Raw genomic sequence first — 26,240 nt, 5'->3', positions numbered from 1 at the left:
ACCGAATTTCAGGCCGTAGTATTGCGGACATCATGCCATGACGTCCGTCAGATCAATGCGACCGTCAACGTTCCCGGCTCATCGGCTGGCCGGAGGCTAGGTCGATGAAATGCAGCCGCGTGCAGGCGGGACAGGCGAAGGATGCAAAGCTCCGTTCCTCCTGTCTCAGCTGTTGCTCAAGATGCGTCTGTACGTTCATGCCCGTCTGAGGGCATCGAAAAATGATCAACTCCGCCATCACCGTAGAATGACGGTGCGGGCCGAATTCATCTTTGATCTGGATCAGTTTTGGAATTGCTCCAGGCCGGCGACGACCGCGCAAGGAATGATCTCGCAAAAGCGAAGGGGCCCCGAGGGCCCCTTCAGATGTTACCAGCGGCGGTAGCGTGGGCCATAATAGCGTGGACCGTAACCGTAAGAGCGCGGCCCATAATACCGGGGGCCGTAATACGGCCGGGGCCCGTAATACCCATAGTAGTTCGGACGCCAAACGCAGCGCCCCCAGGCGTCGCAGACCATGCGGACCTGCTCGACGTCGGAGGCCTGCGGCGTCGCAGGCGCGGGCGCGATGGGCATGGCAGACGCCGCCGGCGATGTCGCCAAAGCGCCAAACATGGCACCGAACAAAGCTGCGGCGACGAGGCCGATCTTGAGATTCATGATGTCTTCCTCCGCTGACGCGATCCAGGATATCGAACTTGTTCTGATCAAATTGTGGCGGAACCGAAATGTAATGCTGATGAACAAATCTTCAGCCGGTCCGCCGCAGGCCTGACCTCAACCCCGCCAAACTATCCCAGGTTCGCGCGAGTGACCAATGCTGCGCCTGCGCTGCGATGGCCCCGCAGGACATCGATGCGGTTCTTGATCCTGCGCAATTCGCAGTCGGGGCTTCGTTCGTAGTCTTGTCGCGTGGCCAGTCCTTCCACGAATTCGAAGGGCAGGCTCACAGGTTGCTTGGAGCTGTGCAATGGACAAGATGAGATTAGACAAGGGCGGCTGGCTGGTCGTGTGCGATGGGCGCAAGGCGCTCATTCTGGAAAACCTCGGCGACGAGATGTTTCCGAACCTTCACACCAGGGAGGTGCACGAGCAGCCCAATCCCCTAACCAGCGCGCAAGGGAGCGCCGCGCCGGGCCGCCTGCATGCCGCTGCCGGCGGCGTGCGCAGCTCGGCCGAGCAGACCGATTGGCACGATGAGGCCGAGCGCGCCTTCCTGCGCAGCCTTGCCGGCCGGCTCGATGCGGCCGTCAGCTCTGGCGAGACCACGGCCCTGACCATGGTGGCCTCGCCGCGCGCGCTCGGGATGATCCGCGCCGATTATTCGGACGTTATGCGCAAGGCGCTGCGGGGCGAGGTCGGCAAGGACCTCGTCAAGCTGCCGGTCTACGAGATCGAGAAGCAATTGCTGCTGTCGGGCGCCGCCAAATAGAGGCGTCCGCAGAGGCCGCGCCAGCGCCCCTCAGTAGCAGGGGTGCCGGCGGCGGTCCTGGCCGACATAGGCGGCCGCGCTCCGGTAGCAATGGTTGGTCGAGGGGCCGTCGTAAAAGGCGAAGGTACCGGGGGTGATGCCGGGGCCGTAATTGTGCAGATAGCTGATCGGGTAGGGCAGCGGATTGGCGTAATGGCGGTAGTGCCGGTGATGACCCCGCGCCTCCGCGAGGCCAGGGGCTAGGATTGCGGCCGACAGGGCAGCAACCGCGGCTACAAGCGTCAACTTGCTCATCTCGATTCTCCGGAACCCGCGCGAAGTGGTCAGCCATCTATAGCCACTTCGCACCTCCAGGGCACCCGTCCGGCGCCCGGAAATCGGGGCTGATCCCTCAGATTCCCGGGTGGGTGTGACAGAATTGCCCGACATGCGGTCGAAGGCTGCCCATTTTTGGCCTTTTCGGGATGCTTAACGAATTCCCCACACAAGTATGACCAAAGACTATTCGGTTAAGAATCCTGTTGCCGGCCTAGGGGCTCATTTCGCGGGTCCTTCGAGGCCGGTCCATTCCTGAAGGCTTTCGCCGTCACGCCGCCATGCGCATCACGCTTCTGAGCCTGCTGTTGCTCTGCCTCGCCGCCTCCACGCCGGCGCGGGCCGAGCTGCATATCACCCGCGACCACGGCGGCTATGTCGAGGAATACAAGACCAAGTACAAGCGCGTCCGCGAGAAGGGCGAGCGCGTTATCATCGACGGCATCTGCAACTCGGCCTGCACGCTGGTGCTCGGCATGGTGCCGATGAACAAGATCTGCGTGACCCCGCGGGCAAGCCTCGGTTTCCACCAAGCCTATTACGACAAGGCCTTCACCTTCGGCATCAAGGTCACCAGCTCCGAGGGCACGTCCGACCTGATGTCCTACTACCCCGACAAGGTGAAGGACTGGATCCGCCGCAATGGCGGGCTCACCACCGACATGAAAAAGATCAAGAACGGCGTCGAGCTCTGGAAGATCATCGACCCCTGTCCGGAAGAATGGTGAGCGGCTGAGCTGAGCCGTCATCGTCCGTCGCAGCGCAGCATCGTCCGCACGAAATTCGCATTGCCGCATAGCTGCCGGTGGGGCAATGAGGGCGGCAATGAACCATAATCAAGAAGCCCTGACCGCCCGCGCCGCGCCGATCCTGTTCGTCCTGCTCTGGAGCACCGGATTCATCGGCACCAAATACGTCGTCAACAATGCCGATCCCTTGACCTATCTCGCCATCCGCATGGCGATCGTGGTCGGCCTGATGGCGATCATCGTGGCGATCGCGCGGCCGAAATGGCCTGACAGCACCGGCATCGCGCACAGCGCGGTCGCCGGCATTCTCGTCCACGGCTTCTATCTCGGCGGCACCGCGATCGCGATCGCGCATTCGATCCCGGCCGGGCTCTCCGCACTGATCCCGGGCCTGCAGCCGATCCTGACCTCGACCATCGCCAACCGCTGGCTCGGCGAGAAGGTGACGCCGGTGCAATGGGCCGGGCTCGTGCTCGGCCTCGGCGGCGTGGTGATGATCCTGCACAACCGTCCCATGACCGGTGAAGCCGGTCTCGGCTGGCTTGCCTCGGTCGTCTCCCTGATCAGCATCACCCTCGGCACGCTCTATCAGCGCCGCTACTGCAACCAGATCGACTGGCGCTCAGGCAATCTCGTGCAATATGTGTCCGTCACCATCTTCTTCGCGATCGGGGCCTTCCTGTTCGAAGACCGCGTGGTGCACTGGACGCGGGAGTTCGTGCTCGCGCTCGGCTGGCTCGCGGTGGCGCTCTCGATCGGATCGATCGGGCTATTGTACTGGCTGATCCGCCACGCCGCGGCGACCTCGGTCGCGAGCCTGTTCTATCTGGTGCCCGCCGTGACCGCGCTGATGGCTTATTTGCTGTTCGGCGAGAAGCTCGACGCGCTGGCGATTGCCGGCATGGGGATGTGCGCGGCCGCGGTGTTCGTCGTCAACAGGCGCTTCTAGGCGGATGGAGCGGGCGACGGGATACATCCCTGACGTGTGCGGCAGGTTCGTGTTAGGCTGAACGCATTTCAGTTTCACATTCACACGGTGATTTCCATGAAGAAGGCGAGGCGCGCGCTGCTCGGCAGATCGTTGAAACCGGTCCGGATTGCCTGCATCAACTACGCGGAGGAGATGATGAGCGACCGGATGATGGCCAAGCTCACAGCCGCGCTCCAGAAATGCTACGACGAGCATTTCCTCCCCGTCTGGGGCTACCCGGTCGATCTCGACGTCACCCGCAAGCCGAAGCCGACGGACTGGCAGCTCGTCTATTTCGACGACGCCACCCACAAGAACTTCCTCGGACGACACGAGCTGACGCATCGCGGACAGCCGATCTCGAAGATATTCCTGAAGGCGCTGGGTGAGGACGATCCCATCAGCCTGGCGGCATCGCACGAGCTGTTCGAGATGGTGCTGGACCCCATGGCCAATCTGTGGGCCGACAAGACCCGCCACACCCAATATGCCTACGAGGTCTGCGACGCCGTGGAGGAGGACTCCTTCCTCGTCAACGGCTTTCCGATGTCGAACTTCGTTTATCCGTCCTGGTTCGAGCCCTTCGAGCATCCCCGCGGCACCAAATTCGACCATATGGGATCGCTCAAGGCGCCGTTCTCGATGACCGAGGGTGGCTACGTCATCAAGAAGGTCAACGGCAGGCGGCTGATCAAGCAGTTCGGCTCGCCGGAAAAGCGGCGGCGCTTCAAGGCCGAGGACCGCCGCGGTCATCGCAGCGAATTCCGCGATCCGAAGGGAGAGCATCACCCGGGCCGGCGCGCATCCAAGCCGCGGGGGTAGGGTATCCCGGGAGCTTGTCTCCGGGCGCGCACGCACCCGGAGACAAGCTCGAGCGCCCCGATCAGCGCTTGGCCTTCCGAGCCTTCTTTTTCGACTTGGTGGCTTTCTTGGCCGCTTTGGCGGTCTTCTTCGCGGCCTTCTTTGCAGTTTTTTTGGTCGCTTTCTTGGTCGCTTTTTTCGACGACTTCTTTGCAGCCTTCTTCGAACTCTTCTTCGAGGCCTTCTTGGCCTTCTTCTTGGAAGCCTTCTTCGGCGCTACTTTTTTCGCGACCTTCTTGGCGGCTTTGACGGCGGTAACCGCCGCATCCTTGGTCGCTTCCACGGCTGTGGTGATCGTCTCCATCGCCTGTTCGGTGATCGGCTTATCGTCGTCCATGTCGTCCCCCGCGGTTTGATTGGCGCGATGACGATAGCGGGTTTCGAAATTGTGTCAAAGCAGCGCTCAACTTCTGCGGATCTTTGCGTAGGCGGCGAGCGCACGCTCGCGCCCTTTGGCATGATCGACGATCGGCTGCGGATAGGTCTTGCCGAGCGTGATGCCCGCGCTTGCAAGCTCGATCGGCGTGGCCTGCCAGGGCCGGTGGATCAGCTTGGTTGGCATGTCCTTCAACTCCGACACCCAGCGCCGAACGTAGGTTCCATCCGGATCGAACTTCTCGCCCTGGAGCTGCGGGTTGAACACGCGGAAATAGGGCGCCGCGTCGGCGCCGCAGCCGGCGACCCATTGCCAGTTAGCGGGATTCCTGCCGGCATCCGCGTCGACCAGCGTGTCCCAGAACCAGGCTTCGCCCTCGCGCCAGTCGATCAAGAGGTGCTTGACCAGGAACGACGCCACCACCATCCGCACCCGGTTGTGCATCACGCCGGTGTGCCAGAGCTCGCGCAGGCCGGCGTCGACGATGGGGTACCCGGTATGCCCGCGCTGCCAGGCCGCAAGCGCCTTCTTGTCGCTCTTCCAGGGGAAGCCGTCGAAGCTCGTTTGCAGGTTTTCGGTGGCGAGGTCGGGATGGTCGTGGAGCAGGTGACGGCAGAATTCGCGCCAGCCGAGCTCGCTCAGGAACTTTTCGATGCCGGGCCCGAGTGACGGATCCTCGGCCGCGGCAAAGCGCGCCGCGTGCCAGACCTGGCGCGGGCTGAGCTCGCCGAAGCGCAGATGCGGTGACAGGCTTGAGGTGCCGTCCCGATCCGGCCGGTCGCGATCGCCGACATAGCAGCGTGCGGTGTGCTTGAGGAAATCGCGCAGGCGCATCCGCGCAGAGGCTTCGCCCGGGGTCCATGTCTCGCGCAGGCCGCCCGCCCAATCCGGCCTGGTCGGTTCGAGCTGCCAGCTTTCCTGCTCATCGCTCGCAAGCCTCGGCGCAGGGCGCAGCTGCTTCGGTGCGGGCAAGGGCTTTGGCGGATCGCCGAGTGACAGCACGCGCCGCCAGAACGGCGTGAATACGCGCAAGCCCCGGCCTTCCTTGTTGCGGATGGCCGAGGGTGGGACGAGGAGATCGCCGGGGAAGCTTTGCGAGTCGATGCCGAGCTTTGCCAGTGCGGCTTCGAGCTGCCTCTCAACCGCCTGATGCGGCGCCTGCGCAATTCCATTCCAGTAAACGGCGCGGGCACCGCTTTCGCGGGCCAATTCGGAGATGACCTTGGCCGCCGGTCCCCTGCGCAGGACGAGCGATCCACCGCACGTGGCAATCTCGGCGCCAAGCGCCCGCAACGACTGCGCCAGCCACCAGCGCGCCGCGCTGCCCGGCGGGCGCCCGGCGGCCTCGTCGAGAACATAGAGGCAGACCACTGGCGCGCCGGTTTTCACGGCAGCATGGAGGGCGGGATGGTCGGACAGGCGAAGGTCATCGCGAAACCAGACGATGACAGGCGCGCTCGGCGTGGTTAGGGGCGTCCTCGTTTACACTTTGGAAAGCATGCCGCGTGCGGCGGTGTGAACCGCCGTTAATGGGACCGTAAGCGGGCTGCACGAATATGCAGGAATTACGGGGGTAGTTCCATCCATGTCCAAACTTTCGACGGCAAAACGCCTGCCGCAATTCAAGCTCGGCACCAAGGCGGTCCTGTGCGCCGTGCTGCTGATCGCCATGAACACCGCGCTCGTGGTCGGCGTCGGCTATTGGTCGCTGACATCCGCCTTCAATGACCGCGCATTGCGCGACATCGAGGTCAATCTGCGCACGCTGGCACTGGCCTTTACCGAGACCGTTCCGGCCGCCAAGATCACGATGAGGGATGGCACGGTCGCGCGCGCCGAGATCCCCAAGATGCCTGACTTCAGGGATCACGCCATCGTCGATCGCGCGGTGTCCTATGTCGGCGGCAATGCGACCCTGTTCGTGTTCGACGATGCGAGCGGGCAGTTCGTGCGACGCTCGACCAATGTGAAGAAAGAAAATGGCGATCGCGCCGTCGGCACCCAGCTTGCCGCGGACCATCCGGGGCAGGCACCGCTGCGCCGTGGCGAGGCCTATAAGGGACCGGCCACGCTGTTCGGCAAATCGTTCATGACCGCCTATTTCCCGATCGTGGACGGGGCCGGCAAGGTCGCCGGCATCCTCTATGTCGGAATCCCCATGGCCCAGTACGAGAGCATGCTGGCCCAGGCGATCGAGAGCATGGCGGCCGCCGCCGGGCTCGCGGCGCTTCTCGTGCTGGTCCTGACCCTGCTGGTCGTCCGCCGCGTCACTCGGCCGCTCACCTCGGTCACGCGCTCGCTCACCGCGCTTGCCAACGGCCAGAGCGACGTCGCGATCGAGTGCGAGGATCGCGCTGACGAGATCGGCGAGATCGCCCGCACGGTCGCGGTGTTCAAGAGCAATTCGCTGGAGCGGGCGCGCATGCGCAGCGAGCAGGCGGCAGCCACGGCTGCGGCGGCCGAGCAGCGCAAATCCGACCTGCGCGGCTTCGTCGAGGAGTTCCGCGGCAGCGTCGGCGGCATCCTCGACAAGGTGCTGGCCTCGTCAGGCGAGTTCGAGCGCGCCGCGCGGCAGCTCACCGACGTCGCGCGCTCCACGGCCGACCTGTCGGCGCAGTCGGCGGGAGCGTCCGAAAACGCCTCCGAGCACGTGCGTTCGGCGGCGTCGGCCTCGGACGAGCTGTCTCAATCGATCTCCGAGATCACCCGGCGCGTGCAGGAATCCAACCAGATTTCAGCCGAGGCCGTGCAGCAGGCCGAGGCGACCGATCAGCGCATCGCGCAGCTCTCCGAGGCGGGCGCGCGCATCGGCGACGTCGTCAAGCTGATCACCTCGATCGCCGAGCAGACCAACCTCCTGGCGCTGAACGCCACCATCGAGGCCGCGCGCGCTGGCGATGCCGGTCGCGGCTTCGCGGTGGTGGCCCAGGAGGTCAAGACGCTGGCCGGCCAGACCGCCAAGGCAACCGACGAGATCTCGAACCAGATCGCCAGCATGCAGCTTGCGACCGAGGAATCGGTCGTCGCCATCAAGGCGATCGGCCAGACCATCGAGCGCATCAGCGGCATCGCCGGCTCGATCTCGGCTGCGGTCGAGCAGCAGAAGAGCGCGACCCACAACATCGTGGCCAGCGTTCGCGCCGCGGTCTCAGGCACAGCCGATGTCGCCGTCAACGTCCGCCACGCCGCCAAGGGCGCCAGCGAGACCGGCGAGACCTCGAGCCGGATGTTTGCCTCAGCCCAGGCGCTGTCCGGCGAGAGCCTGCATCTGAAGGCAGAGGTCGACGGTTTTCTGGATCGGGTGCGGGCGGCGTAAAGCAGCGTCGTCATCCCGGGATGGTCCGAAGGACCAGACCCGGGATCTCGAGATCCTCAGGTGCGCAATCGCGCACCATAGTTCGCGCTTTGCGCGCCCCGGGATGACTTTTTGCGGTCGCTATCCGCGACCGCGAAAAGTCACTTCGGCTGCGGCACGATGCGGATGTAGGGCTTCGGCTCTTTCCAGCCCTGCGGATAGATCGTCTTGGCCTCGTCGTTGGAGACCGAGCCTGCGATGATCACGTCCTCGCCCTGGCTCCAGTCGGCCGGCGTCGCGACGCGATGCTTGGCGGTGAGCTGCAGCGAGTCGATCACGCGCAGGATCTCCTGGAAGTTCCGGCCCGTCGTCATCGGATAGACCAGCACCAGCTTGATCTTCTTGTCCGGTCCGATGATGAAGACGTTGCGGACGGTCTGGTTGTCGGCGGCGGTGCGGGTGAGGGGATCGCCCGAGATCGCGGCCGGCAGCATGCCGTAGAGCTTCGAGACGTTGTAATCGGTGTCGCCGATCATCGGATAGTTCGGGGCCGCGCCTTGCGTCTCCTTGATGTCTTCCGACCATTTCGCATGGCGGTCGACGGGATCGACCGAGAGGCCCATCAGCTTGACGCCGCGCTTGTCGAATTCCGGCTTCAGCTTGGCGAGCGCGCCGAGCTCGGTCGTGCAAACCGGCGTGAAGTCCTTGGGGTGCGAGAACAAGAGCGCCCAGCTGTTGCCGATCCAGTCGTGGAACTTGATCTTCCCTTCGGTGGTCTCGGCTTCGAAGTCGGGTGCGGTGGTGCCGATCGGAAGTGTCATGGTTCTACCTCATCGCATTGAATATACTGGAGAATTTGTCTCTGGCCGTCCCCCTCATTATAGGGGTCTTACAACGCCAAGTGAACGCCAACTGAACCGGTTCAAGTAAAATGTGAATTCCTTCCTTGAAGGGCTGATTTTCTAGCAACTTATTGTTACGGCCGCACCTGCGGCGAAACAGCTCCACCCGGGGTCACACGGTCTCGCTCGCCCCGATAATGCCTTTTATGACTTCCATCACGCTCGCCCGGCGCGTCTTAGAACCAAAATGGTCCTGACAGCGACCAATTGGCAACCATCTAGAAAAGTCGCGATCCCCGTATCGAATCGTTAACCACCCCTTTACGCCGGCATGAAAATGCTGGCCGATCAGAAGAAATCTGGAAGTGAACTATGTCTGCCGCTGCGCCTAAATCTGCTGACTCGCCGTCCCTCGAACCGTCCTGCCGCGATACCGCGGCCCATGCACTCTCCATCGTGCGCGACGGCGTGATCACGGGCGAAGGCCCAACCACCAAGGGCCGGGTCCATTTCTCCCGCTCGCTCGATGTCGATGACACCGCCTGGTGCACGCGCATCCTCACCGCCACCGCCGTCAACGACCAGCCGGTCAGCCGCACCGAGGCCGAGGTCCTGTTCGAGATCAACGAGGCCGCGACCGAACGCACCGATGGCGGCCGCTTCGATGATTTGCTCGCCAAGGCGGTTGCCCACTATGCCGCAAGCGCCTCGGGCCTGAAGGTGCCGCCGCGCAGCGTCGCGCTGTCGGCCGATACAGAGATCGAGAGCTGGGCCCCGTCCTATGCCTCCAAGGTCAACAGCGAGATGCTGGAGTGGATCGCCGGCCAGATGCGCGGCAAGCGTCACAACAACCGCCGCCTGATGGCGATGGTGGCGACCTTCCTCGGCGCCACCGCGCTGCCCCTGGCGGGCCAATTGCCGAACGTGTTCGACATTGGGATGTAAAAATCTGGGCATGTAACAACCGAGACCTTTTCGCGCCCGTTCGGCGCGCGAGCGAAAGCGGCGGGGTTATTTCCCCGCCGTTTTTTGTTTGCCGCCGTCCGGCTCGAGGCCGAGCGTGCGGCCCGGGAAGCCGGCGGCGTCGAAATAGCGCTGGCTGCCGACGCGCTGGAAGTTCAGCACGGTGGTCAGGCCGCCCTCCGCGGGCTTGGACTTCATTGTGCCGGCATAAGCCTTCGGCACGGTGCCGTTGGGCATGGCTTCCGACATCACGCGGCCGGCCAGGTCTCCTTTCTGTGTCGCGCTTAGGCCCATCAGCCGGGCGGCCGTCATGCCGACGTCGGCATTGCTGACCGGCAGCTCGTCGACGAAGCCGGCTTTGAAGTCCGGGCCGATCGCCGCCATGAAGTTCATGGTGTCGCCGCGACTGAAGCTGCCATGCATGCCCTGGCCCTGGCGCAGCACGGTGTCGGCGACCTGTACCGAGCAATTGGTCGGCGCCTCGCCGCAATTGCTGGCATAGGAGCGGAAGTTGACGACGATCGACGGCGTCGGCGTCGCCGCCTTGCCGCGCAGATTGATGCTCGACAGCGGCAGGGTGCCGGGGAAGCGGCCGAGCGAGTCCTCGACGAACAGGCCGGAGACATAGTCCTGCGCGAGCAGCGCCTTGATGGTTTTGGCCGCCAGCTTCTTGTCCCTGTTCGGGAGATAGACGAGGTCCGAGCCGCCATTGGTGGCGACGACGAGGTCGGGCTTTTCCGGATCCTTGCCGAGCACGCCGTTGCCGGCCTTGGGATGCTTGTTGCCCTCGATCTTCGCGTTCTTGTCGTTGGGGTCGAACAGCGGCAGGTCGAGCGCCTTGGCGAGGTCGAGCGCCAGGAAGCCCATCGGCAGAAAGTCCTTCGGCGTGTCGTCATAGCTGACCTTGGCCGAGGGGCTGGTCTTGCTTTCCTTGGAGATGGTCGAGAAGCCGTGGTCGGCCGAGACGATGATGTTGGTCGAGGCCGCAAGCCCGAGCTCGTCCAGCGCCTTGCGAAGCTGGGCGAGGTTGGTGTCGGCGTTCTTGATGCCGGCCATCGAGGTCGGACCGTTGATGCCGGGCATGATCTGGTTGAGGCTGTCGCCGGTGTTGTGCTGGCTGCCATCAGGGTCGCGCGACCAGAACACCAGCACGAACGGCTTGTTGCGTGCCTTGAACATCGGCAGCACCACCTTGGCGGCGACGTCGGCGAAATAGGCCTGCTGCGCGACGTTGGCGGCGGTCGTGCCCGGCGTCTTGGCATCGCCCGCCTTGGAATTGTCGCCGCGCGGCGGCGTGGTGGTGGGCAGGCCGGCCTTGGTGAGCGCGTCCTTCACCTCGTCCGACAGCGCCACGCCGTTCTTGCCGCCGGTGGCGTCGTCGAACACGATCGAATGCAGGCCGGATTTTTCGGGCTTGTCGGTGTGATCGAACTGATAGGTCGGACCGTGCTTGCCCAGCGCAGCGGTGCTGTACCCCTGGTCGCGGGCAAGCTTCAGGATGGTGTCCTCGTTGAGGTAGTTGCCCCTAAAATGCTCGTCGATGTCGCCGAGCACCGCATCGTTCTCGATGAAGGGCACCACAGTGTTGCCGGCGGGCACCGAGGTGTAGTTAGTCCAGATCGTGTTGGAGAACACGCCGGTGTCGCCGAGATAGTGACCGGTCGACATCGCCGAGCCGTTGGCCATGGTGAAGGTCGGGAAGAGCGAGTGCGAATTCTTGAAGTTGACGCCCTTGTCGCGGATTTCGGCCATGGCAGGTGCCGTGTCGGGGTTGACCTTCAGCGCGCGCAGACCGTCCGGGATGAACAGGATCAGATTGCGGGGCGTGTTGTTCTGGGCGGAGGCAAATCCGGTGGATAGCACTGTCAGTCCGGCGGACAGCAACACCAGTGAACGGCGCATCAAATCTCTCCCTGCGGTGAGGCGGCATGGCCGCAATCCGCGGCCCCCCAGCTTCGTTTAGTTTCGCTGCATGACGGCTTTGTTACAAGGCCCGTCGCCGATGCAAGAGGGTTGGGGGAGGGGGCTTGCTACTCCAATGTCCCGGACGCGGTGCGGAGCCGGAATCCAACTCGTAGGATGGGTAGAGCGAAGCGAAACCCATCACGCTTTTGTTGACGCGGATGCATGATGGGTTTCGCAAGGGCTCTACCCATCCTACGCTTTCGCAGACACGCCTTCGCATCCTCGCGGCGCATTTCGCCCGAGCTTTGCTTGTCGCCTCACCCTCAATTGAAAGAGGGCGCAGGGAAGGCCGGGAGCCGGTTGGCTCCCATCGACCGCCATGCCAGAGCAGATTGCGTGTGCTTCATGCATAGCGGGTAACAGGGCAACCGGAGCATCCCGGTCTTCCCTGCGCAGTGGGCTTACGGCTTATGTCGTGCTCTCCCCGGGGAGCGTTGCACTATTGCCCCCGTCGCCTTGCGGATGGCTGATGCGTGCGTCCGGTTGGACGGCACCCATCACCGCAAGACTTGGCGCACAGACCCCGGGCGCCAGGACGACACGATTTTGCCGTACGCGGATCACACCGGTCGTGTGCGCCAGGTGTTTCGCTCACGGTTGCCCGCCCTGCGAAATCCTTTGCGCCGATGTCACCTGCGTCCACCGCCGCCCGGCCCGCGTTCGTGACGATCGCGATACGCCCCTCTTCCTTGGGCCGGGTTGCCGCGACAAATATGTCATTTCCGAATTTCGGTAAAGTGGAATATTTTCGCCGCGGTGCGTTGACCGATTACTTGGGTGTTTTGCCCGTCGGGCAACGCAAGGGATTGTGGCCGGGACGTTCAATCCGTCGCGGTCTGCACCCGTGGTGCAGGGGTTTGCGCGGGCTTTGTTGCCCTCGGATGGCGGTCGACCCTGGCAAGATCGCGGCGGAGCGAGGATGGCGCTGCGTGCAGGGCAAACACGATCGCGATCTGCGTTCGGTTCGAAAGCCGGTATTTGCGCATGATGTTGCCGATATGCGCCCGCACCGTATTCTCTGAGATCTTGAGCTCGTAGGCGATATTCTTGTTCTGCATTCCCCGTGCGATCAACATCATCAGCTCGCGCTCGCGCGGCGTCGGTGTAATCGAGTCCTGCGGATCTCGGCTCATGGCTGGCTGCTCCCTGGACTGCGGGTTGACGTGGCCACTCCCAGCATGTTGTCACTCCGTCTTGAGCGCCTCGATCGGGCTGAGCTTGGACGCCTTGTGCGCGGGATAAAAACCGAAGATGAGGCCGGTCGCGATCGAGAAGGCGAGGGCAAGGCCGATCGCCTGACCGTCGATCGAGGTGACCCATCCTGCCATACGGGCCACCGTCATCGAGAGCGTGACGCCGCCGGCGACGCCGATGGCTCCGCCGAGCAGGCAGAGCACCAGCGCCTCGCAGAGGAATTGCAGACGGATGTCCCGCATCCGACCGCCCAGCGCGCGGCGGATGCCGATCTCCCGCGTACGCTCGGTGACCGACACGATCATGACATTCATGATGCTGATGCCGCCGACGAGCAGCGAAACCGAGGCGATGGCGACGAGCAGAAGCGCGACGGTGCGGATCGCTCCCTGCTGCGCTTCCATGGCGGCGGCCGGGTCCTGGACCTTGAAATCGTCCTCCTGGCCGGCGGGGACTCGGTGGCGTTGCCGCAGCAGGTTCTCGATCTCCGATCGTGCCCCCGCCATCTGTCCGTCGCCGGCGACCTTGGCGATGATGTAGGCGACCGAATCCCGGTTGATGTTGCTGGCACTGCCGAGGAAGCGCAGCTTGGCGGTGGCGAGCGGCACGAAGGCGACGTCGTCCTGCGCGGGTCCCTTGCGATCGAGAACGCCGACCACCTCTAGCGGGACCTTCATGATCCGGATCTGCGCACCGATGGGGTCGTCGCCGGGCGCGAACAGCTCGCGTGCGACCGTGCTGCCGAGGATCACGACCTTGCCGGCTCCGGCTTCCTCGGTGCCAGAAAAATAGCGACCGGTCGCGAGCTGCCAGTCGCGCACCATGAAATGTCCCGTCGTCGTGCCGTTGATCGTCGTATTCCAGTTCTTGCCCTCGTGGATGACCTGCGCCGTTCCGGCGATCGAGCCGGCGGCGGCCTGAACTTCCGGAATCTGCTCGAGGATGGCCTGCACGTCACTCTCCGTCATCGTCAGCTTGCTGCCGTCCTTGAGACGTACGCCGCCCTGGTAGACCGCGCCGGGGGTGATCATCAGCACGTTGGCGCCGATCGAGCGGATCTGTTCCTGCAGGCGCAACTGCGCGCCGGAACCGATCGCAAACACCGTGACGATGGAGGCGACGCCGATCACGATGCCGAGCATGGTGAGGAAGCTGCGCAGCGGATTGAGCCTGAGGGCGTGCAGGGCGATCTGGAATCCCTGGAGCATCGTCATGGCGCAGCGCTCCGTTTCGGCAGGGCCGGCGCCGGCGTCTCGTCCGCGACGAGCTCGCCGTCATGCAGGTGGATCGTGCGGCGGCACTGCGCCGCGATGCCGGGATCATTCGTGATCATCACGATGGTCTGGCCGGTCCGGTTGAGGGCGGCGAACAGCGCCAGGATCTCGGCGCCGGTACGGCTGTCGAGCGCACCGGTCGGCTCGTCGGCGAGCACGATCAGCGGAGAGGCGATCAGGGCGCGCGCGATCGCGACGCGCTGCTGCTCGCCGCCGGAGAGCTGCCGCGGAAAATGGTGGGCCCGGTGCAGCATGCCGACGGCCTGAAGGCTCGCTTCCGCGCGCGCCAGGCGTTCCCGGCGACCGATGCCGCAATAGACCAGCGGCAGCGCGACATTCTCGATCGCATCGTGACGCGCGAGCAGATTGTAGGACTGGAACACGAAGCCGATGCTCCGGGCGCGCAAGGACGACCGGCGATCCTCCGAGAGATCGGCGACATCGGCCCCTTCGAGATAGACCGCGCCCTCGCTCGGCAGGTCGAGCAGCCCGATCATGTTCATCAGCGTCGACTTGCCGGAGCCGGACGGACCCATCACGGCGACGATCTCGCCCTGCGCGATGTCAAAGCTGACATTGCGGACGGCGGTGACCGCCACTCCGTCGGTGCGATAGGTCCTGCCGACCGACTGGAGGCTGATGAGCGGCGGGGAGGCGGTCATGATCCGAACCTGATTCCGAGAAATTCCATGCCCGCGGGACGGATGGCCTGGCCGACGGCAACCTGGCTGCCCTCGTCGAGATCTCCGCTCTTGAGGGCGACCTGTTCGGTGCCGGCCGCGCCGACCGTCACCGCGATGCGCTGGAGCGAGCCGCTTGCGGTGCGCACCCACACCCCGCTGCGTGCGGCAGGATCCTGCCGCGTGCCGGAGGGCTGGAAGCGCAGTGCGGCGAGCGGCACCTTCAGGACGTCGTCCTGCCGCTCGATCACGATCTTCACCAGGGCGGTCATTCCCGGGAGCAGCGCGCCGTCGAGATTGGAGGTCGCCAGGACCACGGTGTAGGTGACGACGTGTTGCTGGGTCTGCGGTGCCTTGCGCACCTGCCGCACCACCGCCTCGAAGCGGCGGTCGGGGTAGGCATCCACCGTGAAGTGGGCGGGCTGGCCGGGGGCGATGCGGCCGATATCGGCTTCGTCGACCTGCGCGTGAATCTCCATGTCCTCCAGGCGGTGGGCCACCACGAAGGTGGTGCGCGATTCCAGTCCGACCGCGAGCGTCTGGCCCTCGTTGACGAACCTGCCGACGACGACGCCGTTGATCGGCGAGCGGATCACGGTGCGGTCGAGATCGGCCTGGGCCGCGGCGAGAACGGCTGCTTTCTCCGGCACAGCCATTCGTGCCTGTTGCAGCTCCGCCTCGATGCGGCGGACGTCGGCCTGTGCCCCCTCCACCGAATAGGAGTTGAGGGACATCAGGATCTCGGCCTCGCGCTCCTGGGCGAGGCGTGCGGTGAACTCGGTCTGCGCGTCGTCGACTGTCGTCGTCGCCACCACGTTCTGCGACTGCAGCGCCAGCTTCCGTTGCAAGGTCTTCTGCGCCGAGGTCTTGACCGCCTGAGCGCTCTCGAGCTTGGCGGCGAGCACGTCGCGGCTGCCTCTGGCGTTTTGCAGGTCGATCCTGGCGCGATCGAGCTTGGCCCTGGCGATGTCGACGAGCGAATTGGAGACGGCAAGGGCGGCCCTGGCTTCGTCGACCTTGGCCGCAAAGCTGCGCGGATCGATCAAGGCGAGCGGCTGATCCTTGCTGACGGTGTCGTTGAAATCGACATAGACCCGGGCGAGCTGCCCGGACAGCTGGGAACCGACCTCGATTGTCTTGACCGGCTGCAGGGCACCGGTGACCGTGACGGTCTGCTCGATGCTGCCGCGCTGGATCGAGGCGTAGCGGAACACGGGCGAATCGGATCCGAATGTCGGAGCTTCGCGTCCGGTGGGGACGAGCAGGCGCTTGGTCGATTCCAAGGCGTGCGCCGCCTTGTCCGTAGCCCTCCCGGCCGCGCCGGTAATGACGGCCGGCCCCACGGTGGTGACCGCGGCGAGGCTGCATGCAGTTCCAAGCAACGCAATAATTGGCACAAATCGCATATCAAAACCCGCCTGGTTGAAATGGCTTCGTTGCGGCAGGAAAAAATGGCAAGCTCGCTATGGTTGTAAATCATCTAAGGTAGTATCGATTGTCAGTATGTCGTTCTCGTCGGGGCGACGGTCGGGTGCGCCTGATGATCCAGTAGTAAAGGCGCGGGGTGCGACTTTTCGTGATTTGCTGGAGATGCATACGAAGCGTATCGATATGACGCGCGCGGTATCGAACTCGATTAGCTGACTAAACGTCCCGTCTGCTCCGGCCGAAAGCGGCCGGCGCTCGGCGTTCGACTCGGCACATGAGTGGCGATGCCATGATGCAGTTGGCAATACCGCGATCACGCGACCGGACTCCACGCTACCGGACTCCACGACACCGGCTTGCCGCATTCTCGATATCGCACTCCGCCGCGATGCGGACGGAGGCGCGCTCAATTCCCTCCGATCACGAAGCCCGATATGTGAACGCCTTCACTCGTCACGAGCGGGTGTTGGCTCTAAGACGTCGAACCGGTGGACCGATGCGCTTCGCCCGGACCCCGCGAATTCACCCAAGCACCTTGTCTGCGCTTGCAAGAAGAATGGATGGCTCGATGCCTGCTCATCGAGCCCCAAGCCGGGGAGTCCGTTGCAATGGTTTCAGGTCAAGCCATAGTTTATGTCGTTGACGACGAGATTCAGATTCGAACTGCGGTCGGAAATCTCTGCGAGGAGACCGGACACCAGGTGAAGTTGTTCGCCTCGACGGAAGAGTTCCTCGCGGAGAGTATTTCGCCCGGGCCGTCGTGCCTCGTGCTCGACGTCCGCTTTCCCGGCACGTCGCCGACCGGCCTCGAGCTTCAGCGCCGACTCGCCGAGACGGGCGTGCCCATTCCGATCGTCTTCATCAGCGGCCATTCCGACGTCCGCGTCTCGGTCGAGGCCATGAAGCGCGGCGCGGTCGAGTTTCTGCCAAAACCGTTTCGCGAGCAGGAGATCCTCGATGCGATCAGGCATGGCATCGAGCGCGACCGCAGGCGGCTGGAACGCGAGGATATCGTGCGTGAAGCCCGTCAGCGCGTCGAGACGCTGACGGCGAGAGAGCGCGAGATCATGCTGCTGATGGCCGAAGGGCTGGTGGCCAAGCAGATCGCGGCGAGGCTCGGCGTGAGCGAAGTGACGGCGAAGGTCCATCGCGCCAGAATGATGCGAAAGCTGGAGCTGCGTACGCCGATCGAAGTGGTGCGGTTGATCGACAGCATGGGGCGCGAAGCCGAGACGATTCGCGCCGGCGCGGGATAGCAGCTGTTTCTGCGCTTCGATGTGCCGACATCTCGCGCAACGTCTAGTCCGTACCGATTAGCATGAACTGCAGTCTGTTGCGCAGGCCACGATCGGTTCACAGTATCCCTACGATGTCGGCCTCTTCCAAGGCGGCATCCATACTCAGTCAGACAACTTGGTCAGAAAGGGATACTCCATGCGTAAATTGTTTTTTGCTTCCGTTGCATTGTTCGCCCTGTCCTCCGCGGCGCAGGCCGCCAACACCTCGACCACGGTGCAAGTCGGCGTCGTGAACGGCTCGTCCGTCACGCAGAACGGCCTCACCAACGACAGCTCGTCGACCAGCCAGCTCGGCATCGTGAACACTGCGTCCACGATGCAGGGGACCGGCGCTGCCTCGCTCAACAACGGCAGCACGGTGAACCAGGTCGGCGTGCAGAACTCGGCGACCACCGGCCAGGTGGCGTTCGGCAACAACACCAGCGCGATCACCCAGAACTCGTTCGGGCCCCCCGCGCTGCAGAACAACGCCGCCGGCGTCGGCCAGCTCAGCGTGTTCGGCGTCAACGGCAGCACCGTCTCGCAGACGGCGCACTGACACACAGCCCCGTTTGGCCGGACGCATCCAGTTGCGGTTGCGTCCGCGCCATTCTCGAATGCACCGCAATCCAGCCGGCCGATCAATTGCGATCGCCCGCCCATTGTCGCGGAGGAAATGACATGCGGATCACCTATTTCATTGCAACTTTCGTGGCGCTCGGTGCGCTGACGGCCGCCGACGCAAACGCCGGCAACACCGCCAGCGTGCTGCAATTCGGCACGACCAACACTTCGTTCATTTCGCAGAGCGGCGGCACCAGCAACAACGCGACCACGATGCAGTTCGGCGCCACCAATACGGCGACCACCTTGCAGACGGGCTCGCTCCTGACCGTCAACAATTCGGTGATCGGGCAGGGCGGCACGACCGCGACGGCGTCCAACACCGCGCTGGCCGGCCAGGTCGGCGGCTTCAATTCGAGCCTGATCGGCCAGATCGGTGCGAACAATGCCGCCGGAGTTGGTCAGCTCGGAATCCTGAACGGCTCGACGATCATCCAGCAGGCTCCGTGAGCCGACCGAACTGACGAGGCATGTCATGAAACATCATTTGGGACGCGCGGGCGCCGTCTTGCTCGCTCTGTGCTCGGCGGGCACCGGATCAGCCGGTGCCCAGACCGCCGACATCAAGACCATCGTCTCTGTCGGCGGGCCGCCGGTGGTGCTGAACCAGAACAGTCAGCTCAACATGGCGGGCGTGTTCATGATCGGCGGCAGCACCAGCGCGACAGTGACGCAGAACGGCACCAACAATGCCACGGGCGTCCTGCAATTCGGCGGAACGAATTCCGCATCGATCGGGCAGGCCGGAACGAACAATCTCGCCTTCGTCGGTCAGACCGGCCAGTCGGCGACGAGCCTGATATCGCAGCTCGGCACGATGAATGCAGGCACGGTGGCGCAATTCGGCGCGATCAACGCCTCGACGATCGTCCAGACCGGCCCGTAAGGCGCGAGCGAACGCGCCGGTGTCAGGAACGAACGGGGAAGCGCGATGCGATGCGGACAGATCTTGAGGCACGTGTTGGCCGTGGCGGCGATGCTCGCCGCCATCGGCACGGCGACGCAGGCGAGCGCCGGCTCCGTCCAGCGCAGCGTGACGAACCGGAATGTGACCATTGAAACCGTCGTGCAGTTCGGCAACGATGTTCAGCCTGTGACGATCGAAGAGAACAGCCGCATCAATATCGCGCGGGTGATCCAGATCGGCGGCACCGGGACGGTGGATGCGACCATCATCCAGAACGGCACGCGCAACTATGCCAATGTGATCCAGGTGGGCGGCACCACCAATGCGGTCATCGGTCAATCCGGTGCGAGCAACACCGCCGAGATCACCCAGATCGGCAATTCCACCAACGCGCTCCTGCTCCAGATCGGAGACATGAATACAGGAGCCGTAAGGCAGTTCGGGCGTTTTAACTGGCTGGCGATCTTTCAGTTCGGCCGATGATGGAGGTGTGACATGAGATTGCTCCCGCTCGCATCCGGAATAGGACTCATGAGCGTGGTCGCGATGGCGCCGGCCGGCGCTGCCGACGGTCACACCACGGTGGTCCAGGACGAGAACGGCACCTCGGTGATCACGCAGAGCGGCGATCCCGCGCAGGCCGAGGTCAAAATCGAGAAGGAGCCCGGGCGCACGACGGTCTACCGGCGCAGTGGTGGCAACACCGCCATCGTGACGCAGGGCACCGGCAACGCGCAGGACTTGCTTGACTGGCTGCGCAAGCAGCAGGGCCGTTGACGCACGAAGGCCCACCGTCCGCGAAGGACGGTGGGCCTCGCCGCGAGCGGGCCTTACCAGCGATAGCCGCCGGTCAGCGTGCCGTTGTTGTTGCCGTCAGGGCCGACGTCGCCCTGTGTCGAACTCGGTGTCGGATGGTTCGTGCCGTTGAGCGCGCCATAGGGCCCCGAGACATCGGGATAATACGCGCGCGGCTGAACCGGCCCGTAGGTGGGCGCGGTGCGGTCCCACCCCACGCGCGGTCCGTTCCAATCATAGCCCTGCGCCGAGGCAGCCGCAGTGCCGGCGACGAGTGATGCCGTGATCAGGCACAGGAGTTTTGACTTGTTCTGCATTGGAGATGCTCCTTGCTTGTGTCGGGGGCCAACGGTTGCACTGCGGGAGCGTTCCGGGATGCGCTCGGCGGGAGCAATCAACTCCGATCAACTGGTTATGAAGCGCGGGCCGCGGAACGAAGTGCCTGAAATGAGCCGGGAATTGCGGGCGTCTTGCCGCACCTGTTCCCCGGTTAAGCCCGTGCCTTAACCAATAATTAATTATACGTTTGCGGGTGGGCGACGGCCCGGCCTAGCGTAGCGGCGGGGAGCCGCTATCGCTTAAGCCAAACGAGTTGGTGCGTATCATGATGTCCAGATCCCATGCGGCGCTATTCGCCTCGCTCAGCGCAGCCGCGCTGCTCCTTAGCCCCAGCGACAGTTTTGCCAGACCCGGCGGCGCCGCGCCGCATGGGGTGACCGCTGCGCCTTCCGGCGCGATGGCGCGTGCGCCGATGGGGCCGGGCGCCCGGTTCCACCGGCGGAATAACCCCTTCGTGTACTGGCCGGGCGGCGGCGGGTTCTTCTACGACGGCGCCGGCTACAGCCAGCCCTTCGGCGATGCCGGGCAGCCGGTCTCCACCGACGTGCGCTACACCTACACCTATGATGTCCCCTGGGACTGGTCGCATCGCTTCCCGCCGAACGTGGTGCCGTCCGACCGGCCCTATGTGCCGAGCTGCCCGACAGAGCAGGTGACGGTGCCCGGTCGCGGCGGCAGCGAGCACACCGTCAACATCACGCGCTGCTACTGAGTTTTAGCCCAGCTCGAAGCTGGTCACGCCGAAGACGCGGTCGATGCGCAGCGGCGGGATCGCGCCCGTGTACATCCGCGCCGTCTCGAACACCGGCGTGAGCCCGAGTGCTTCCGCGAGCGCGATCGCCTCGCGATTGACGGCGGGGACGTCGAGGAAGATTTCGCCGACATCGGCACTCGCAAGCAAAGCCTGCACGATCGCTTCCGCCGCCGCGCGGTCGTCGGCGACGAGCGGGCCGATCTTGCAGCCGGTCCGGCAGGGACGGATCACGCCCCATGCGGCGAGCTTGCCGTCCCGCACGAGGGCGCGGCCGACATGGCCTGATGCATCGATCCAGGCGCGCAGGAAGGCGGTCCGCCGGGCCGGGAAGACGGTGGCATCGTCGGCTTCCACGAGCGCAAACGGAATCGTGTCGAGCGCAACGACGTCAGTGGGCGGCCTCGAGCGCGCGGCGACGATGCCGCCATAGCGGATATTGGCATAGGCCAGCTGGAAGCCGGATTTCCTGTAATTGTCCTGCTGCGCCACGACGCCGTCGAGTCCGATCACGCGCGCGCCCGCATGCGCGATCGCCGCGTTCCAGATGCGCAGGCCATGGCCCGCGCCGCGAAAGCCCGCGCGCACGATGTAGAAGCCGAGGAAGGCGAAGCGATCATCGTAATTGACGCAGGAGACGGTTGCGACCGGCTCGCCATCGATCTCGCCGACGAAGAAGCCTTGCGCGTCGGGAACCGCAAAGCAGGCTGCATCGGCCAGGCCTGGATTCCAGCCCTCGGCCGCGGCCCAGTCGATGGCGAGGGAGATCTCCTCGGGGCGCAGATTGCGGATCAGCAAATCACTCATCTCGGGTTGCTCATGATGGATGCCTTCGACCATGGACCTGCCGACAGGTCTGGCTGTAGAAGGCCTCATGATAGGCCGAGCCTGCGGCTCGCCTCAACTGAAGGGATGATCGGTCATGGCAGCAGAGAAGGTTGCGCTCGTTACCGCCGGCGGCAGCGGCATGGGGGCAGGGGCTGCGCGGCGGCTGGCGGCGGACGGGTTTCGCGTCGCGATCCTGTCGTCCTCCGGCAAGGGCGAGGCGCTGGCGGCCGAGCTCGGCGGGCTCGGCGTCACCGGCTCCAACAAGGAGAATGACGATTTGAAGCGCCTCGTCGACGGCGCCATGGCGAAGTGGGGACGCATCGACGTGCTCGTCAACAGCGCAGGCCACGGGCCGCGTGCGCCCATCACCGAGATTACCGACGAGCAGTGGCACACCGGCCTCGACACCTATCTGCTCAACGTGATCCGTCCGACCCGGCTGGTGACGCCGATCATGCAGGCGCAAAAGGGTGGCGCCATCATCAACATCTCGACGGCCTGGGCGTTCGAGCCCAGCGCGATGTTCCCGACCTCGGCAGTGTTCCGCGCGGGCCTTGCCGCCTTCACCAAGATCTTCACCGACACCCATGCGGCCGACAACATCCGCATGAACAACGTCCTGCCGGGCTGGATCGACAGCCTGCCGCAGCTGGACGCGCGCCGCGACAGCGTGCCGATGAAGCGCTACGGCAAGGTCGAGGAGATCGCCGCGACGGTCTCGTTCCTGGCCTCCGACGGCGCGGCCTACATCACCGGCCAGAACATCCGCGTCGATGGCGGGCTGACGCGCTCGATCTGAAGCGCAGTCTCGAATCGCGCTTCTGGCGGCCTTGTCGTGATGCGACACGGGCATGCGTCGCGCGCCGCTATTGATGGATGAGGCGTTGCTCCCCGGTCACACCCGTCATCCGTTCGTACGATCTGAGGCGCACACTACGTCACAGTCCTTGCGAACTGCGCCGCAGCCCAAGACGAGCAGCGGCGCCCGCCCTATGCCCTAACTGCGCCGGTTGCCTTTTACCTGCGCGCATTCGAAACGCGAGGTCAATCGCGTGGGGCAAGGAGACTGAAATGAAGAAGTTTTTGCTGGCGGCTGCCTCGGTTGTCCTGGGCACCGCGTCCGTTCAGGCGGCCGATCTCGCGGCGCATTACACCAAGGCGCCGGTGATGGCGCCAGTCTACAACTGGACCGGCTTCTACGTCGGCGGCAATGTCGGCGGGCAGTGGGGCAGCGCGAACCCCGCCACCACCACGCTGTTTCCGGTGGCCGCCTATTTCGCGGATTCGAGCGTGACCGCCATCGGGACGGTCGGCGCCCAACACATCAACAGCTCCGGCGTGACCGGCGGCTTCACCGCCGGCTACAACTGGCAGGTCAACAACGCCGTGCTCGGCCTCGAGGGTGACATCAACTATTTCGGCTTCAAGGGCAGCGCGAGCAGCACGGCCGTGTATCCCTGCTGCGCGCCGACCACCTTCACCGTCAATTCGTCGGTCTCGGCCGATTGGCTCGCCACCATTCGCGGCCGCATCGGCTTCCTCGCGACGCCGAGCTGGCTGATTTACGCCACCGGCGGCGCCGCCATCGCCGAGGTGAGGGGCAACTTCAGCTTCACCGACACCTTTGCTGGCGCGACCGAGTCCGGAGCGATCCGCGACACCCGCGTCGGCTGGACAGCAGGCGTCGGCGGTGAGTACGCCGTGGGCAACGGCTGGTCGCTGAAGGCCGAATATCTTTACGTCGATCTTGGCCGCAGCAGCATGACCAGCAACAATTTTAACGTCGGTGTGCCGTTGCCGGCCCAGACCTTCACCCATTCGGTCGATCTCAAGTCGAACATCGTGCGCGTCGGCGTGAACTACAAGTTCGGCGGACCGGTCGTCGCCAGATACTGATCCCGTTCCGATCCTGACGTGGAAAGCCCCGGCCTGGCCGGGGCTTTCTGTTGTGAAAAGGCTTTCTGTTGTGAAGCTCAGCCTGCGTGCGATGGCAGCAGATGCGCCAGCGCGGGCAGGATCTTGTAGCGCGCGATCTCGTGCGGGTACTCGCCGCGGTTGGCGAGCAGGACGATGGCGATCCGCCGCGACGGAACGAGGCCGATATAGCCGGACGCATTGTTGAGGCCACCGGGCTTGTCGATGACAGTGACGCCCGGCAGACGCACGCTCTCCCAGGCCATGCCCTGTCCGAACTTGTCGTCGATGCGGAAGACTTCACGCTGCGTCATCCGCAGCGCTTCGCGCAAATGCGGATCGATCGTCCGGCCGTCAACGCAGGCCGCTGCGAAGGTGGCAAGATCCCGGGCGGAGGAGAACATCTGGCCGGTGCCGGGAAAGTCAAAATAGCTCTGCTGATCGCCGATTGGGCCGATCGCCGTGCCCTGGTCGGAATAGCCCTGGACCACGCGCCGCGTCCAGGCCCCGTCCATGACGGCGCGATTGTCCGCGCCGCGCTCGGGGATGAAGCTGGCGTCCATGGCGAGCGGGCGCAGAATGCGGTGCTGGATCAGCGCACCGATCGGCATGCCGTAGCAGCGCTCGAGCACGAGCTGAAGCAGCACGTAGCCGGCATGGGTGTAGATGCGCTGCCGGCCGGGTGCGACACCGGGCGCCGGCGCGAAGGCGTTCAGCATGGCGACGAACTGCTCGCGCGTGAACTGATCGTTCGGCCAGGGCGGATGGTCGGTCGGCAGCAACAGCCCCGAGGTGTGCGTGACGAGCTCGCCGACGCTGACGCGGCGGATGTATTCGCCGTCGAGCTCGGGAAGATATTTAGGGACGCGTTCGTCGAGCCGCAGCTCGCCGCGGAGCGTACCGAGAGCGACCAGCGTCGCTTCGAACGGTTTTCTTACAGACGCGAGGTTGAACAGCGTGTCCGGCGTCACCTTCCGTTTGGCGGCATCATCGGCAAGACCGTAGTTGAAGAACTCGACATGGCGTCCGGCATAGAGGGCGGCGGCAAGGCCGCCCGCATGGTCGGGCGTTACGGTCGGCGCCAGCTCGCTCGCGACGATGTCGCGCATCTGCGCGATCATGTCGGAATCCGCGGAGGCGCGGCGCGGGCGAAACGCGATCGCGAGGGGAACAAGCGCGGCCCGGGCGAGCGCCCGCCGGGTGAACGATGATGATGTGACAAAAGACGGCACGTGCCCTGACGAACGATGCAATGGTGCCCCCGGTCTCATTAGCGGGAAGCGCCAGGCGGCCCAATTCACAATTGCGCGTTGTGGGTTCCGCATGCCACCTGCGAACAAATTACTTAGCTTGTGAGCTAACAATCGTTGACGTCCGCCGTTGGCCGTATATAGTTAGCTTCATGGCTAACCAATCGCCCCGCCTCGACCAGATTTTCGCAGCGCTCGCCGATCCCACCAGACGGGCGATCGTGATGCGGCTGTGCGCCGGCGAGGCCTCCGTCGGCGAGCTCGCCGATCCCTTCGCCATGGCGCTGCCGAGCTTCATGAAACACATCCATGTGCTGGAGACGAGCGGGCTCGTGCTGTCGGAGAAATCCGGCCGCGTGCGCACCTGCCGCCTTAGCCCGGATGCGCTGCTCGGTGCGGAGGACTGGTTCCAGCAGCAGCGCGCAATCTGGGAGGCGCGGCTCGACCGGTTCGAAGCCTACGTGATGAAGCTCAAGAAAGAGAAGGAGGGGGCGGCCGCCAAGCGGCCGTCCCGAACAACCAAACGGAAAGGTTCTGAGTGATGACGAATTCTGCCAATCCCGCTCTGTCGCAATGGTCGCTCGACCGTGAGATCGTGATGTCGCGCGTGATCGACGCGCCGCGCGATCTGGTGTTCGAGGCGTGGTCCGACCCGAAGCACCTGCCGCAATGGTTCGGGCCGAAGGGGTTCAAGGTCGAGACCTTCGAGATCGACGTACGCGTCGGCGGCGTCTGGCGCTTCAACATGATCGGCCCCGACGGCACGGTCTATCCGAACCGCATGCGCTTCCGCCGCATCGAGCGGCCGCAGCTGATGGAGATGGATCACGGCGTCGACCAGGACGAGGATCCCGGCATGTTCCGCTTCACCGTCACCTTTGCCGAGCAGAGCAATGGCAAGACCGTGCTGATGATGCGCCAGCTGGCCTCGAGCACCGCGCAGCGCGATGGCATGATCGGCTTCGGCGCTGTCGAATATGGCTATCAGACGCTGGACAAGCTCGCGGCCTATGTGGCGGGCATGAAGCGGTGAAGACAAAGCGGTCCCGGCGAAGGATTCGCCGGGACCGCTTTCGTACACCTCGAAGGATCGGTTTCCGAAGAGGGCGATCGACGAGGCAACTGAAGCGCGATGAGATCAGGATGAATCGTCATCGCGCTTTATTTATCATTTGAGCATGATCTCTTCGGAAACCGCCGCACACTTTTCC

General features: G+C 64.4%; 31 protein-coding genes. 17 read left to right on the top strand and 14 right to left on the bottom strand.

Translation table 11 applies throughout. The features are described from left to right. Positions 1 to 64: 64 nt before the first annotated feature. Both CV770_RS01515 and CV770_RS01510 read right to left on the bottom strand, forming a co-directional pair. Complete coding sequence (locus CV770_RS01515; protein ID WP_201759668.1) at positions 65 to 322, bottom strand: hypothetical protein; 258 nt, start codon at positions 320 to 322, stop codon at positions 65 to 67. Positions 323 to 369: 47 nt separating this feature from the next. Then, positions 370 to 660, bottom strand: coding sequence for a hypothetical protein (locus CV770_RS01510; protein WP_104461098.1), 291 nt, complete (start codon positions 658 to 660; stop codon positions 370 to 372). 310 nt (positions 661 to 970) lie between these two features. Here CV770_RS01510 and CV770_RS01505 point away from each other — a divergent pair, with 310 nt between their 5' ends. Continuing rightward, positions 971 to 1,432, top strand: a complete 462-nt coding sequence (locus CV770_RS01505) for a host attachment protein (protein ID WP_091957269.1) — start codon at positions 971 to 973, stop codon at positions 1,430 to 1,432. A gap of 30 nt (positions 1,433 to 1,462) precedes the next feature. Here the strand turns inward: CV770_RS01505 and CV770_RS01500 are convergent, their stop codons facing one another. Further along, positions 1,463 to 1,726 carry a hypothetical protein gene (locus CV770_RS01500; protein WP_091957266.1) on the bottom strand — a complete coding sequence of 88 codons (264 nt, stop codon included), beginning with the start codon at positions 1,724 to 1,726 and terminating at the stop codon, positions 1,463 to 1,465. Positions 1,727 to 2,028: 302 nt separating this feature from the next. Here CV770_RS01500 and CV770_RS01495 point away from each other — a divergent pair, with 302 nt between their 5' ends. The 3 genes from CV770_RS01495 (at position 2,029) to CV770_RS01485 (ending at position 4,288) form a co-directional block, all read left to right on the top strand. Beyond that, positions 2,029 to 2,475 carry a hypothetical protein gene (locus CV770_RS01495; RefSeq protein WP_104461097.1) on the top strand — a complete coding sequence of 149 codons (447 nt, stop codon included), beginning with the start codon at positions 2,029 to 2,031 and terminating at the stop codon, positions 2,473 to 2,475. A 97-nt stretch (positions 2,476 to 2,572) separates the two neighbouring features. Next, a complete protein-coding gene (locus CV770_RS01490) occupies positions 2,573 to 3,445 on the top strand; it encodes a DMT family transporter (protein WP_104461096.1) in 873 nt (290 codons plus the stop codon). 96 nt (positions 3,446 to 3,541) lie between these two features. Beyond that, positions 3,542 to 4,288 (top strand): hypothetical protein, encoded by a 747-nt coding sequence (locus CV770_RS01485; protein WP_201759650.1) that lies wholly within the window; start codon positions 3,542 to 3,544, stop codon positions 4,286 to 4,288. 61 nt (positions 4,289 to 4,349) lie between these two features. Here CV770_RS01485 and CV770_RS01480 read toward each other — a convergent pair whose 3' ends face one another. Then, a complete protein-coding gene (locus CV770_RS01480; RefSeq protein WP_091957255.1) occupies positions 4,350 to 4,664 on the bottom strand; it encodes a histone in 315 nt (104 codons plus the stop codon). Between the two features lie 66 nt (positions 4,665 to 4,730). Continuing rightward, positions 4,731 to 6,122, bottom strand: a complete 1,392-nt coding sequence (locus CV770_RS01475; RefSeq protein ID WP_245453654.1) for a cryptochrome/photolyase family protein — start codon at positions 6,120 to 6,122, stop codon at positions 4,731 to 4,733. Positions 6,123 to 6,288: 166 nt separating this feature from the next. Here CV770_RS01475 and CV770_RS01470 point away from each other — a divergent pair, with 166 nt between their 5' ends. Continuing rightward, a complete protein-coding gene (locus CV770_RS01470; protein ID WP_104461093.1) occupies positions 6,289 to 8,019 on the top strand; it encodes a methyl-accepting chemotaxis protein in 1,731 nt (576 codons plus the stop codon). Between the two features lie 140 nt (positions 8,020 to 8,159). Here the strand turns inward: CV770_RS01470 and CV770_RS01465 are convergent, their stop codons facing one another. Further along, positions 8,160 to 8,819: a peroxiredoxin gene (locus CV770_RS01465; RefSeq protein WP_091957247.1), complete on the bottom strand. Its 660-nt coding sequence runs from the start codon at positions 8,817 to 8,819 to the stop codon at positions 8,160 to 8,162. Between the two features lie 393 nt (positions 8,820 to 9,212). Here CV770_RS01465 and CV770_RS01460 point away from each other — a divergent pair, with 393 nt between their 5' ends. Next, positions 9,213 to 9,785 carry a hypothetical protein gene (locus CV770_RS01460; RefSeq protein WP_165637382.1) on the top strand — a complete coding sequence of 191 codons (573 nt, stop codon included), beginning with the start codon at positions 9,213 to 9,215 and terminating at the stop codon, positions 9,783 to 9,785. 66 nt (positions 9,786 to 9,851) lie between these two features. Here CV770_RS01460 and CV770_RS01455 read toward each other — a convergent pair whose 3' ends face one another. The 5 genes from CV770_RS01455 to CV770_RS01430 form a co-directional block, all read right to left on the bottom strand. After that, positions 9,852 to 11,705, bottom strand: a complete 1,854-nt coding sequence (locus CV770_RS01455) for an alkaline phosphatase family protein (protein WP_104461092.1) — start codon at positions 11,703 to 11,705, stop codon at positions 9,852 to 9,854. 884 nt (positions 11,706 to 12,589) lie between these two features. After that, positions 12,590 to 12,901: a response regulator transcription factor gene (locus CV770_RS01445; protein ID WP_091957243.1), complete on the bottom strand. Its 312-nt coding sequence runs from the start codon at positions 12,899 to 12,901 to the stop codon at positions 12,590 to 12,592. A gap of 51 nt (positions 12,902 to 12,952) precedes the next feature. Further along, positions 12,953 to 14,176, bottom strand: a complete 1,224-nt coding sequence (locus CV770_RS01440; protein ID WP_018320679.1) for an ABC transporter permease — start codon at positions 14,174 to 14,176, stop codon at positions 12,953 to 12,955. After that, positions 14,173 to 14,898, bottom strand: coding sequence for an ABC transporter ATP-binding protein (locus CV770_RS01435; protein WP_104461091.1), 726 nt, complete (start codon positions 14,896 to 14,898; stop codon positions 14,173 to 14,175). The genes CV770_RS01440 and CV770_RS01435 overlap by 4 nt, the downstream gene beginning before the upstream one ends. After that, a complete protein-coding gene (locus CV770_RS01430; RefSeq protein ID WP_104461090.1) occupies positions 14,895 to 16,322 on the bottom strand; it encodes an efflux RND transporter periplasmic adaptor subunit in 1,428 nt (475 codons plus the stop codon). Before CV770_RS01430 ends, CV770_RS01435 begins: the two co-directional genes overlap by 4 nt. A gap of 630 nt (positions 16,323 to 16,952) precedes the next feature. Between CV770_RS01430 and CV770_RS01425 the strand changes: the two genes are divergently transcribed. The 6 genes from CV770_RS01425 to CV770_RS01400 all read left to right on the top strand — a co-directional run bounded on the left by CV770_RS01425 (position 16,953) and on the right by CV770_RS01400 (position 19,929). Next, positions 16,953 to 17,600 carry a response regulator transcription factor gene (locus CV770_RS01425; protein WP_104461089.1) on the top strand — a complete coding sequence of 216 codons (648 nt, stop codon included), beginning with the start codon at positions 16,953 to 16,955 and terminating at the stop codon, positions 17,598 to 17,600. Positions 17,601 to 17,778: 178 nt separating this feature from the next. After that, positions 17,779 to 18,180 carry a curlin subunit CsgB gene (locus tag CV770_RS01420; RefSeq protein WP_091957229.1) on the top strand — a complete coding sequence of 134 codons (402 nt, stop codon included), beginning with the start codon at positions 17,779 to 17,781 and terminating at the stop codon, positions 18,178 to 18,180. 122 nt (positions 18,181 to 18,302) lie between these two features. After that, positions 18,303 to 18,695 (top strand): curlin, encoded by a 393-nt coding sequence (locus tag CV770_RS01415; protein ID WP_091957226.1) that lies wholly within the window; start codon positions 18,303 to 18,305, stop codon positions 18,693 to 18,695. A gap of 25 nt (positions 18,696 to 18,720) precedes the next feature. After that, positions 18,721 to 19,131 carry a curlin gene (locus CV770_RS01410; RefSeq protein WP_104461088.1) on the top strand — a complete coding sequence of 137 codons (411 nt, stop codon included), beginning with the start codon at positions 18,721 to 18,723 and terminating at the stop codon, positions 19,129 to 19,131. A gap of 72 nt (positions 19,132 to 19,203) precedes the next feature. Further along, on the top strand, positions 19,204 to 19,635 hold the full coding sequence (locus CV770_RS01405) for a curlin (protein ID WP_283811261.1): 432 nt from the start codon (positions 19,204 to 19,206) through the stop codon (positions 19,633 to 19,635). 12 nt (positions 19,636 to 19,647) lie between these two features. After that, positions 19,648 to 19,929, top strand: coding sequence for a hypothetical protein (locus CV770_RS01400; protein WP_104461086.1), 282 nt, complete (start codon positions 19,648 to 19,650; stop codon positions 19,927 to 19,929). Positions 19,930 to 19,982: 53 nt separating this feature from the next. On the opposite strand, the gene CV770_RS01395 is transcribed toward CV770_RS01400, so the two are convergent. Next, on the bottom strand, positions 19,983 to 20,264 hold the full coding sequence (locus CV770_RS01395) for a hypothetical protein (RefSeq protein ID WP_104461085.1): 282 nt from the start codon (positions 20,262 to 20,264) through the stop codon (positions 19,983 to 19,985). A 287-nt stretch (positions 20,265 to 20,551) separates the two neighbouring features. Between CV770_RS01395 and CV770_RS01390 the strand changes: the two genes are divergently transcribed. Further along, positions 20,552 to 20,998 (top strand): hypothetical protein, encoded by a 447-nt coding sequence (locus tag CV770_RS01390; protein ID WP_201759649.1) that lies wholly within the window; start codon positions 20,552 to 20,554, stop codon positions 20,996 to 20,998. Between the two features lie 3 nt (positions 20,999 to 21,001). Here CV770_RS01390 and CV770_RS01385 read toward each other — a convergent pair whose 3' ends face one another. Further along, a complete protein-coding gene (locus tag CV770_RS01385; protein ID WP_104461222.1) occupies positions 21,002 to 21,844 on the bottom strand; it encodes a GNAT family N-acetyltransferase in 843 nt (280 codons plus the stop codon). A gap of 115 nt (positions 21,845 to 21,959) precedes the next feature. Between CV770_RS01385 and CV770_RS01380 the strand changes: the two genes are divergently transcribed. Next, positions 21,960 to 22,664: an SDR family oxidoreductase gene (locus CV770_RS01380; protein ID WP_104461084.1), complete on the top strand. Its 705-nt coding sequence runs from the start codon at positions 21,960 to 21,962 to the stop codon at positions 22,662 to 22,664. A 272-nt stretch (positions 22,665 to 22,936) separates the two neighbouring features. Continuing rightward, a complete protein-coding gene (locus CV770_RS01375; protein WP_104461083.1) occupies positions 22,937 to 23,761 on the top strand; it encodes an outer membrane protein in 825 nt (274 codons plus the stop codon). Between the two features lie 77 nt (positions 23,762 to 23,838). Here the strand turns inward: CV770_RS01375 and CV770_RS01370 are convergent, their stop codons facing one another. After that, on the bottom strand, positions 23,839 to 24,900 hold the full coding sequence (locus tag CV770_RS01370) for a serine hydrolase (RefSeq protein WP_201759648.1): 1,062 nt from the start codon (positions 24,898 to 24,900) through the stop codon (positions 23,839 to 23,841). Between the two features lie 281 nt (positions 24,901 to 25,181). On the opposite strand from CV770_RS01370, the gene CV770_RS01365 reads away from it, so the two are divergent. Both CV770_RS01365 and CV770_RS01360 read left to right on the top strand, forming a co-directional pair. After that, positions 25,182 to 25,571 carry an ArsR/SmtB family transcription factor gene (locus tag CV770_RS01365; protein ID WP_104461081.1) on the top strand — a complete coding sequence of 130 codons (390 nt, stop codon included), beginning with the start codon at positions 25,182 to 25,184 and terminating at the stop codon, positions 25,569 to 25,571. Further along, the gene (locus CV770_RS01360) at positions 25,571 to 26,062 is read left to right on the top strand and encodes an SRPBCC family protein (RefSeq protein WP_018320665.1); all 492 of its coding nucleotides are present in this window, start codon (positions 25,571 to 25,573) and stop codon (positions 26,060 to 26,062) included. Before CV770_RS01365 ends, CV770_RS01360 begins: the two co-directional genes overlap by 1 nt. Positions 26,063 to 26,240: the final 178 nt, after the last annotated feature.

Source organism: Bradyrhizobium sp. AC87j1 (genome assembly GCF_002936975.1).
Classification (GTDB): domain Bacteria; phylum Pseudomonadota; class Alphaproteobacteria; order Rhizobiales; family Xanthobacteraceae; genus Bradyrhizobium; species Bradyrhizobium shewense.
This window is presented reverse-complemented; position numbering and strand designations above follow the sequence as displayed.

What these genes read in the sequence shown, in the direction of transcription:
- CV770_RS01510 (WP_104461098.1), bottom strand. Translation starts at nt 660, where the DNA reads ATGAATCTCAAGATCGGCCTCGTCGCCGCAGCTTTGTTCGGTGCCATG.
- CV770_RS01505 (WP_091957269.1), top strand. Translation starts at nt 971, where the DNA reads ATGGACAAGATGAGATTAGACAAGGGCGGCTGGCTGGTCGTGTGCGAT.
- CV770_RS01500 (WP_091957266.1), bottom strand. Translation starts at nt 1,726, where the DNA reads ATGAGCAAGTTGACGCTTGTAGCCGCGGTTGCTGCCCTGTCGGCCGCA.
- CV770_RS01495 (WP_104461097.1), top strand. Translation starts at nt 2,029, where the DNA reads ATGCGCATCACGCTTCTGAGCCTGCTGTTGCTCTGCCTCGCCGCCTCC.
- CV770_RS01490 (WP_104461096.1), top strand. Translation starts at nt 2,573, where the DNA reads ATGAACCATAATCAAGAAGCCCTGACCGCCCGCGCCGCGCCGATCCTG.
- CV770_RS01485 (WP_201759650.1), top strand. Translation starts at nt 3,542, where the DNA reads ATGAAGAAGGCGAGGCGCGCGCTGCTCGGCAGATCGTTGAAACCGGTC.
- CV770_RS01480 (WP_091957255.1), bottom strand. Translation starts at nt 4,664, where the DNA reads ATGGACGACGATAAGCCGATCACCGAACAGGCGATGGAGACGATCACC.
- CV770_RS01470 (WP_104461093.1), top strand. Translation starts at nt 6,289, where the DNA reads ATGTCCAAACTTTCGACGGCAAAACGCCTGCCGCAATTCAAGCTCGGC.
- CV770_RS01465 (WP_091957247.1), bottom strand. Translation starts at nt 8,819, where the DNA reads ATGACACTTCCGATCGGCACCACCGCACCCGACTTCGAAGCCGAGACC.
- CV770_RS01460 (WP_165637382.1), top strand. Translation starts at nt 9,213, where the DNA reads ATGTCTGCCGCTGCGCCTAAATCTGCTGACTCGCCGTCCCTCGAACCG.
- CV770_RS01455 (WP_104461092.1), bottom strand. Translation starts at nt 11,705, where the DNA reads ATGCGCCGTTCACTGGTGTTGCTGTCCGCCGGACTGACAGTGCTATCC.
- CV770_RS01445 (WP_091957243.1), bottom strand. Translation starts at nt 12,901, where the DNA reads ATGAGCCGAGATCCGCAGGACTCGATTACACCGACGCCGCGCGAGCGC.
- CV770_RS01440 (WP_018320679.1), bottom strand. Translation starts at nt 14,176, where the DNA reads ATGACGATGCTCCAGGGATTCCAGATCGCCCTGCACGCCCTCAGGCTC.
- CV770_RS01435 (WP_104461091.1), bottom strand. Translation starts at nt 14,898, where the DNA reads ATGACCGCCTCCCCGCCGCTCATCAGCCTCCAGTCGGTCGGCAGGACC.
- CV770_RS01430 (WP_104461090.1), bottom strand. Translation starts at nt 16,322, where the DNA reads ATGCGATTTGTGCCAATTATTGCGTTGCTTGGAACTGCATGCAGCCTC.
- CV770_RS01425 (WP_104461089.1), top strand. Translation starts at nt 16,953, where the DNA reads ATGGTTTCAGGTCAAGCCATAGTTTATGTCGTTGACGACGAGATTCAG.
- CV770_RS01420 (WP_091957229.1), top strand. Translation starts at nt 17,779, where the DNA reads ATGCGTAAATTGTTTTTTGCTTCCGTTGCATTGTTCGCCCTGTCCTCC.
- CV770_RS01415 (WP_091957226.1), top strand. Translation starts at nt 18,303, where the DNA reads ATGCGGATCACCTATTTCATTGCAACTTTCGTGGCGCTCGGTGCGCTG.
- CV770_RS01410 (WP_104461088.1), top strand. Translation starts at nt 18,721, where the DNA reads ATGAAACATCATTTGGGACGCGCGGGCGCCGTCTTGCTCGCTCTGTGC.
- CV770_RS01400 (WP_104461086.1), top strand. Translation starts at nt 19,648, where the DNA reads ATGAGATTGCTCCCGCTCGCATCCGGAATAGGACTCATGAGCGTGGTC.
- CV770_RS01395 (WP_104461085.1), bottom strand. Translation starts at nt 20,264, where the DNA reads ATGCAGAACAAGTCAAAACTCCTGTGCCTGATCACGGCATCACTCGTC.
- CV770_RS01390 (WP_201759649.1), top strand. Translation starts at nt 20,552, where the DNA reads ATGATGTCCAGATCCCATGCGGCGCTATTCGCCTCGCTCAGCGCAGCC.
- CV770_RS01385 (WP_104461222.1), bottom strand. Translation starts at nt 21,844, where the DNA reads ATGAGTGATTTGCTGATCCGCAATCTGCGCCCCGAGGAGATCTCCCTC.
- CV770_RS01380 (WP_104461084.1), top strand. Translation starts at nt 21,960, where the DNA reads ATGGCAGCAGAGAAGGTTGCGCTCGTTACCGCCGGCGGCAGCGGCATG.
- CV770_RS01375 (WP_104461083.1), top strand. Translation starts at nt 22,937, where the DNA reads ATGAAGAAGTTTTTGCTGGCGGCTGCCTCGGTTGTCCTGGGCACCGCG.
- CV770_RS01370 (WP_201759648.1), bottom strand. Translation starts at nt 24,900, where the DNA reads ATGATCGCGCAGATGCGCGACATCGTCGCGAGCGAGCTGGCGCCGACC.
- CV770_RS01365 (WP_104461081.1), top strand. Translation starts at nt 25,182, where the DNA reads ATGGCTAACCAATCGCCCCGCCTCGACCAGATTTTCGCAGCGCTCGCC.
- CV770_RS01360 (WP_018320665.1), top strand. Translation starts at nt 25,571, where the DNA reads ATGACGAATTCTGCCAATCCCGCTCTGTCGCAATGGTCGCTCGACCGT.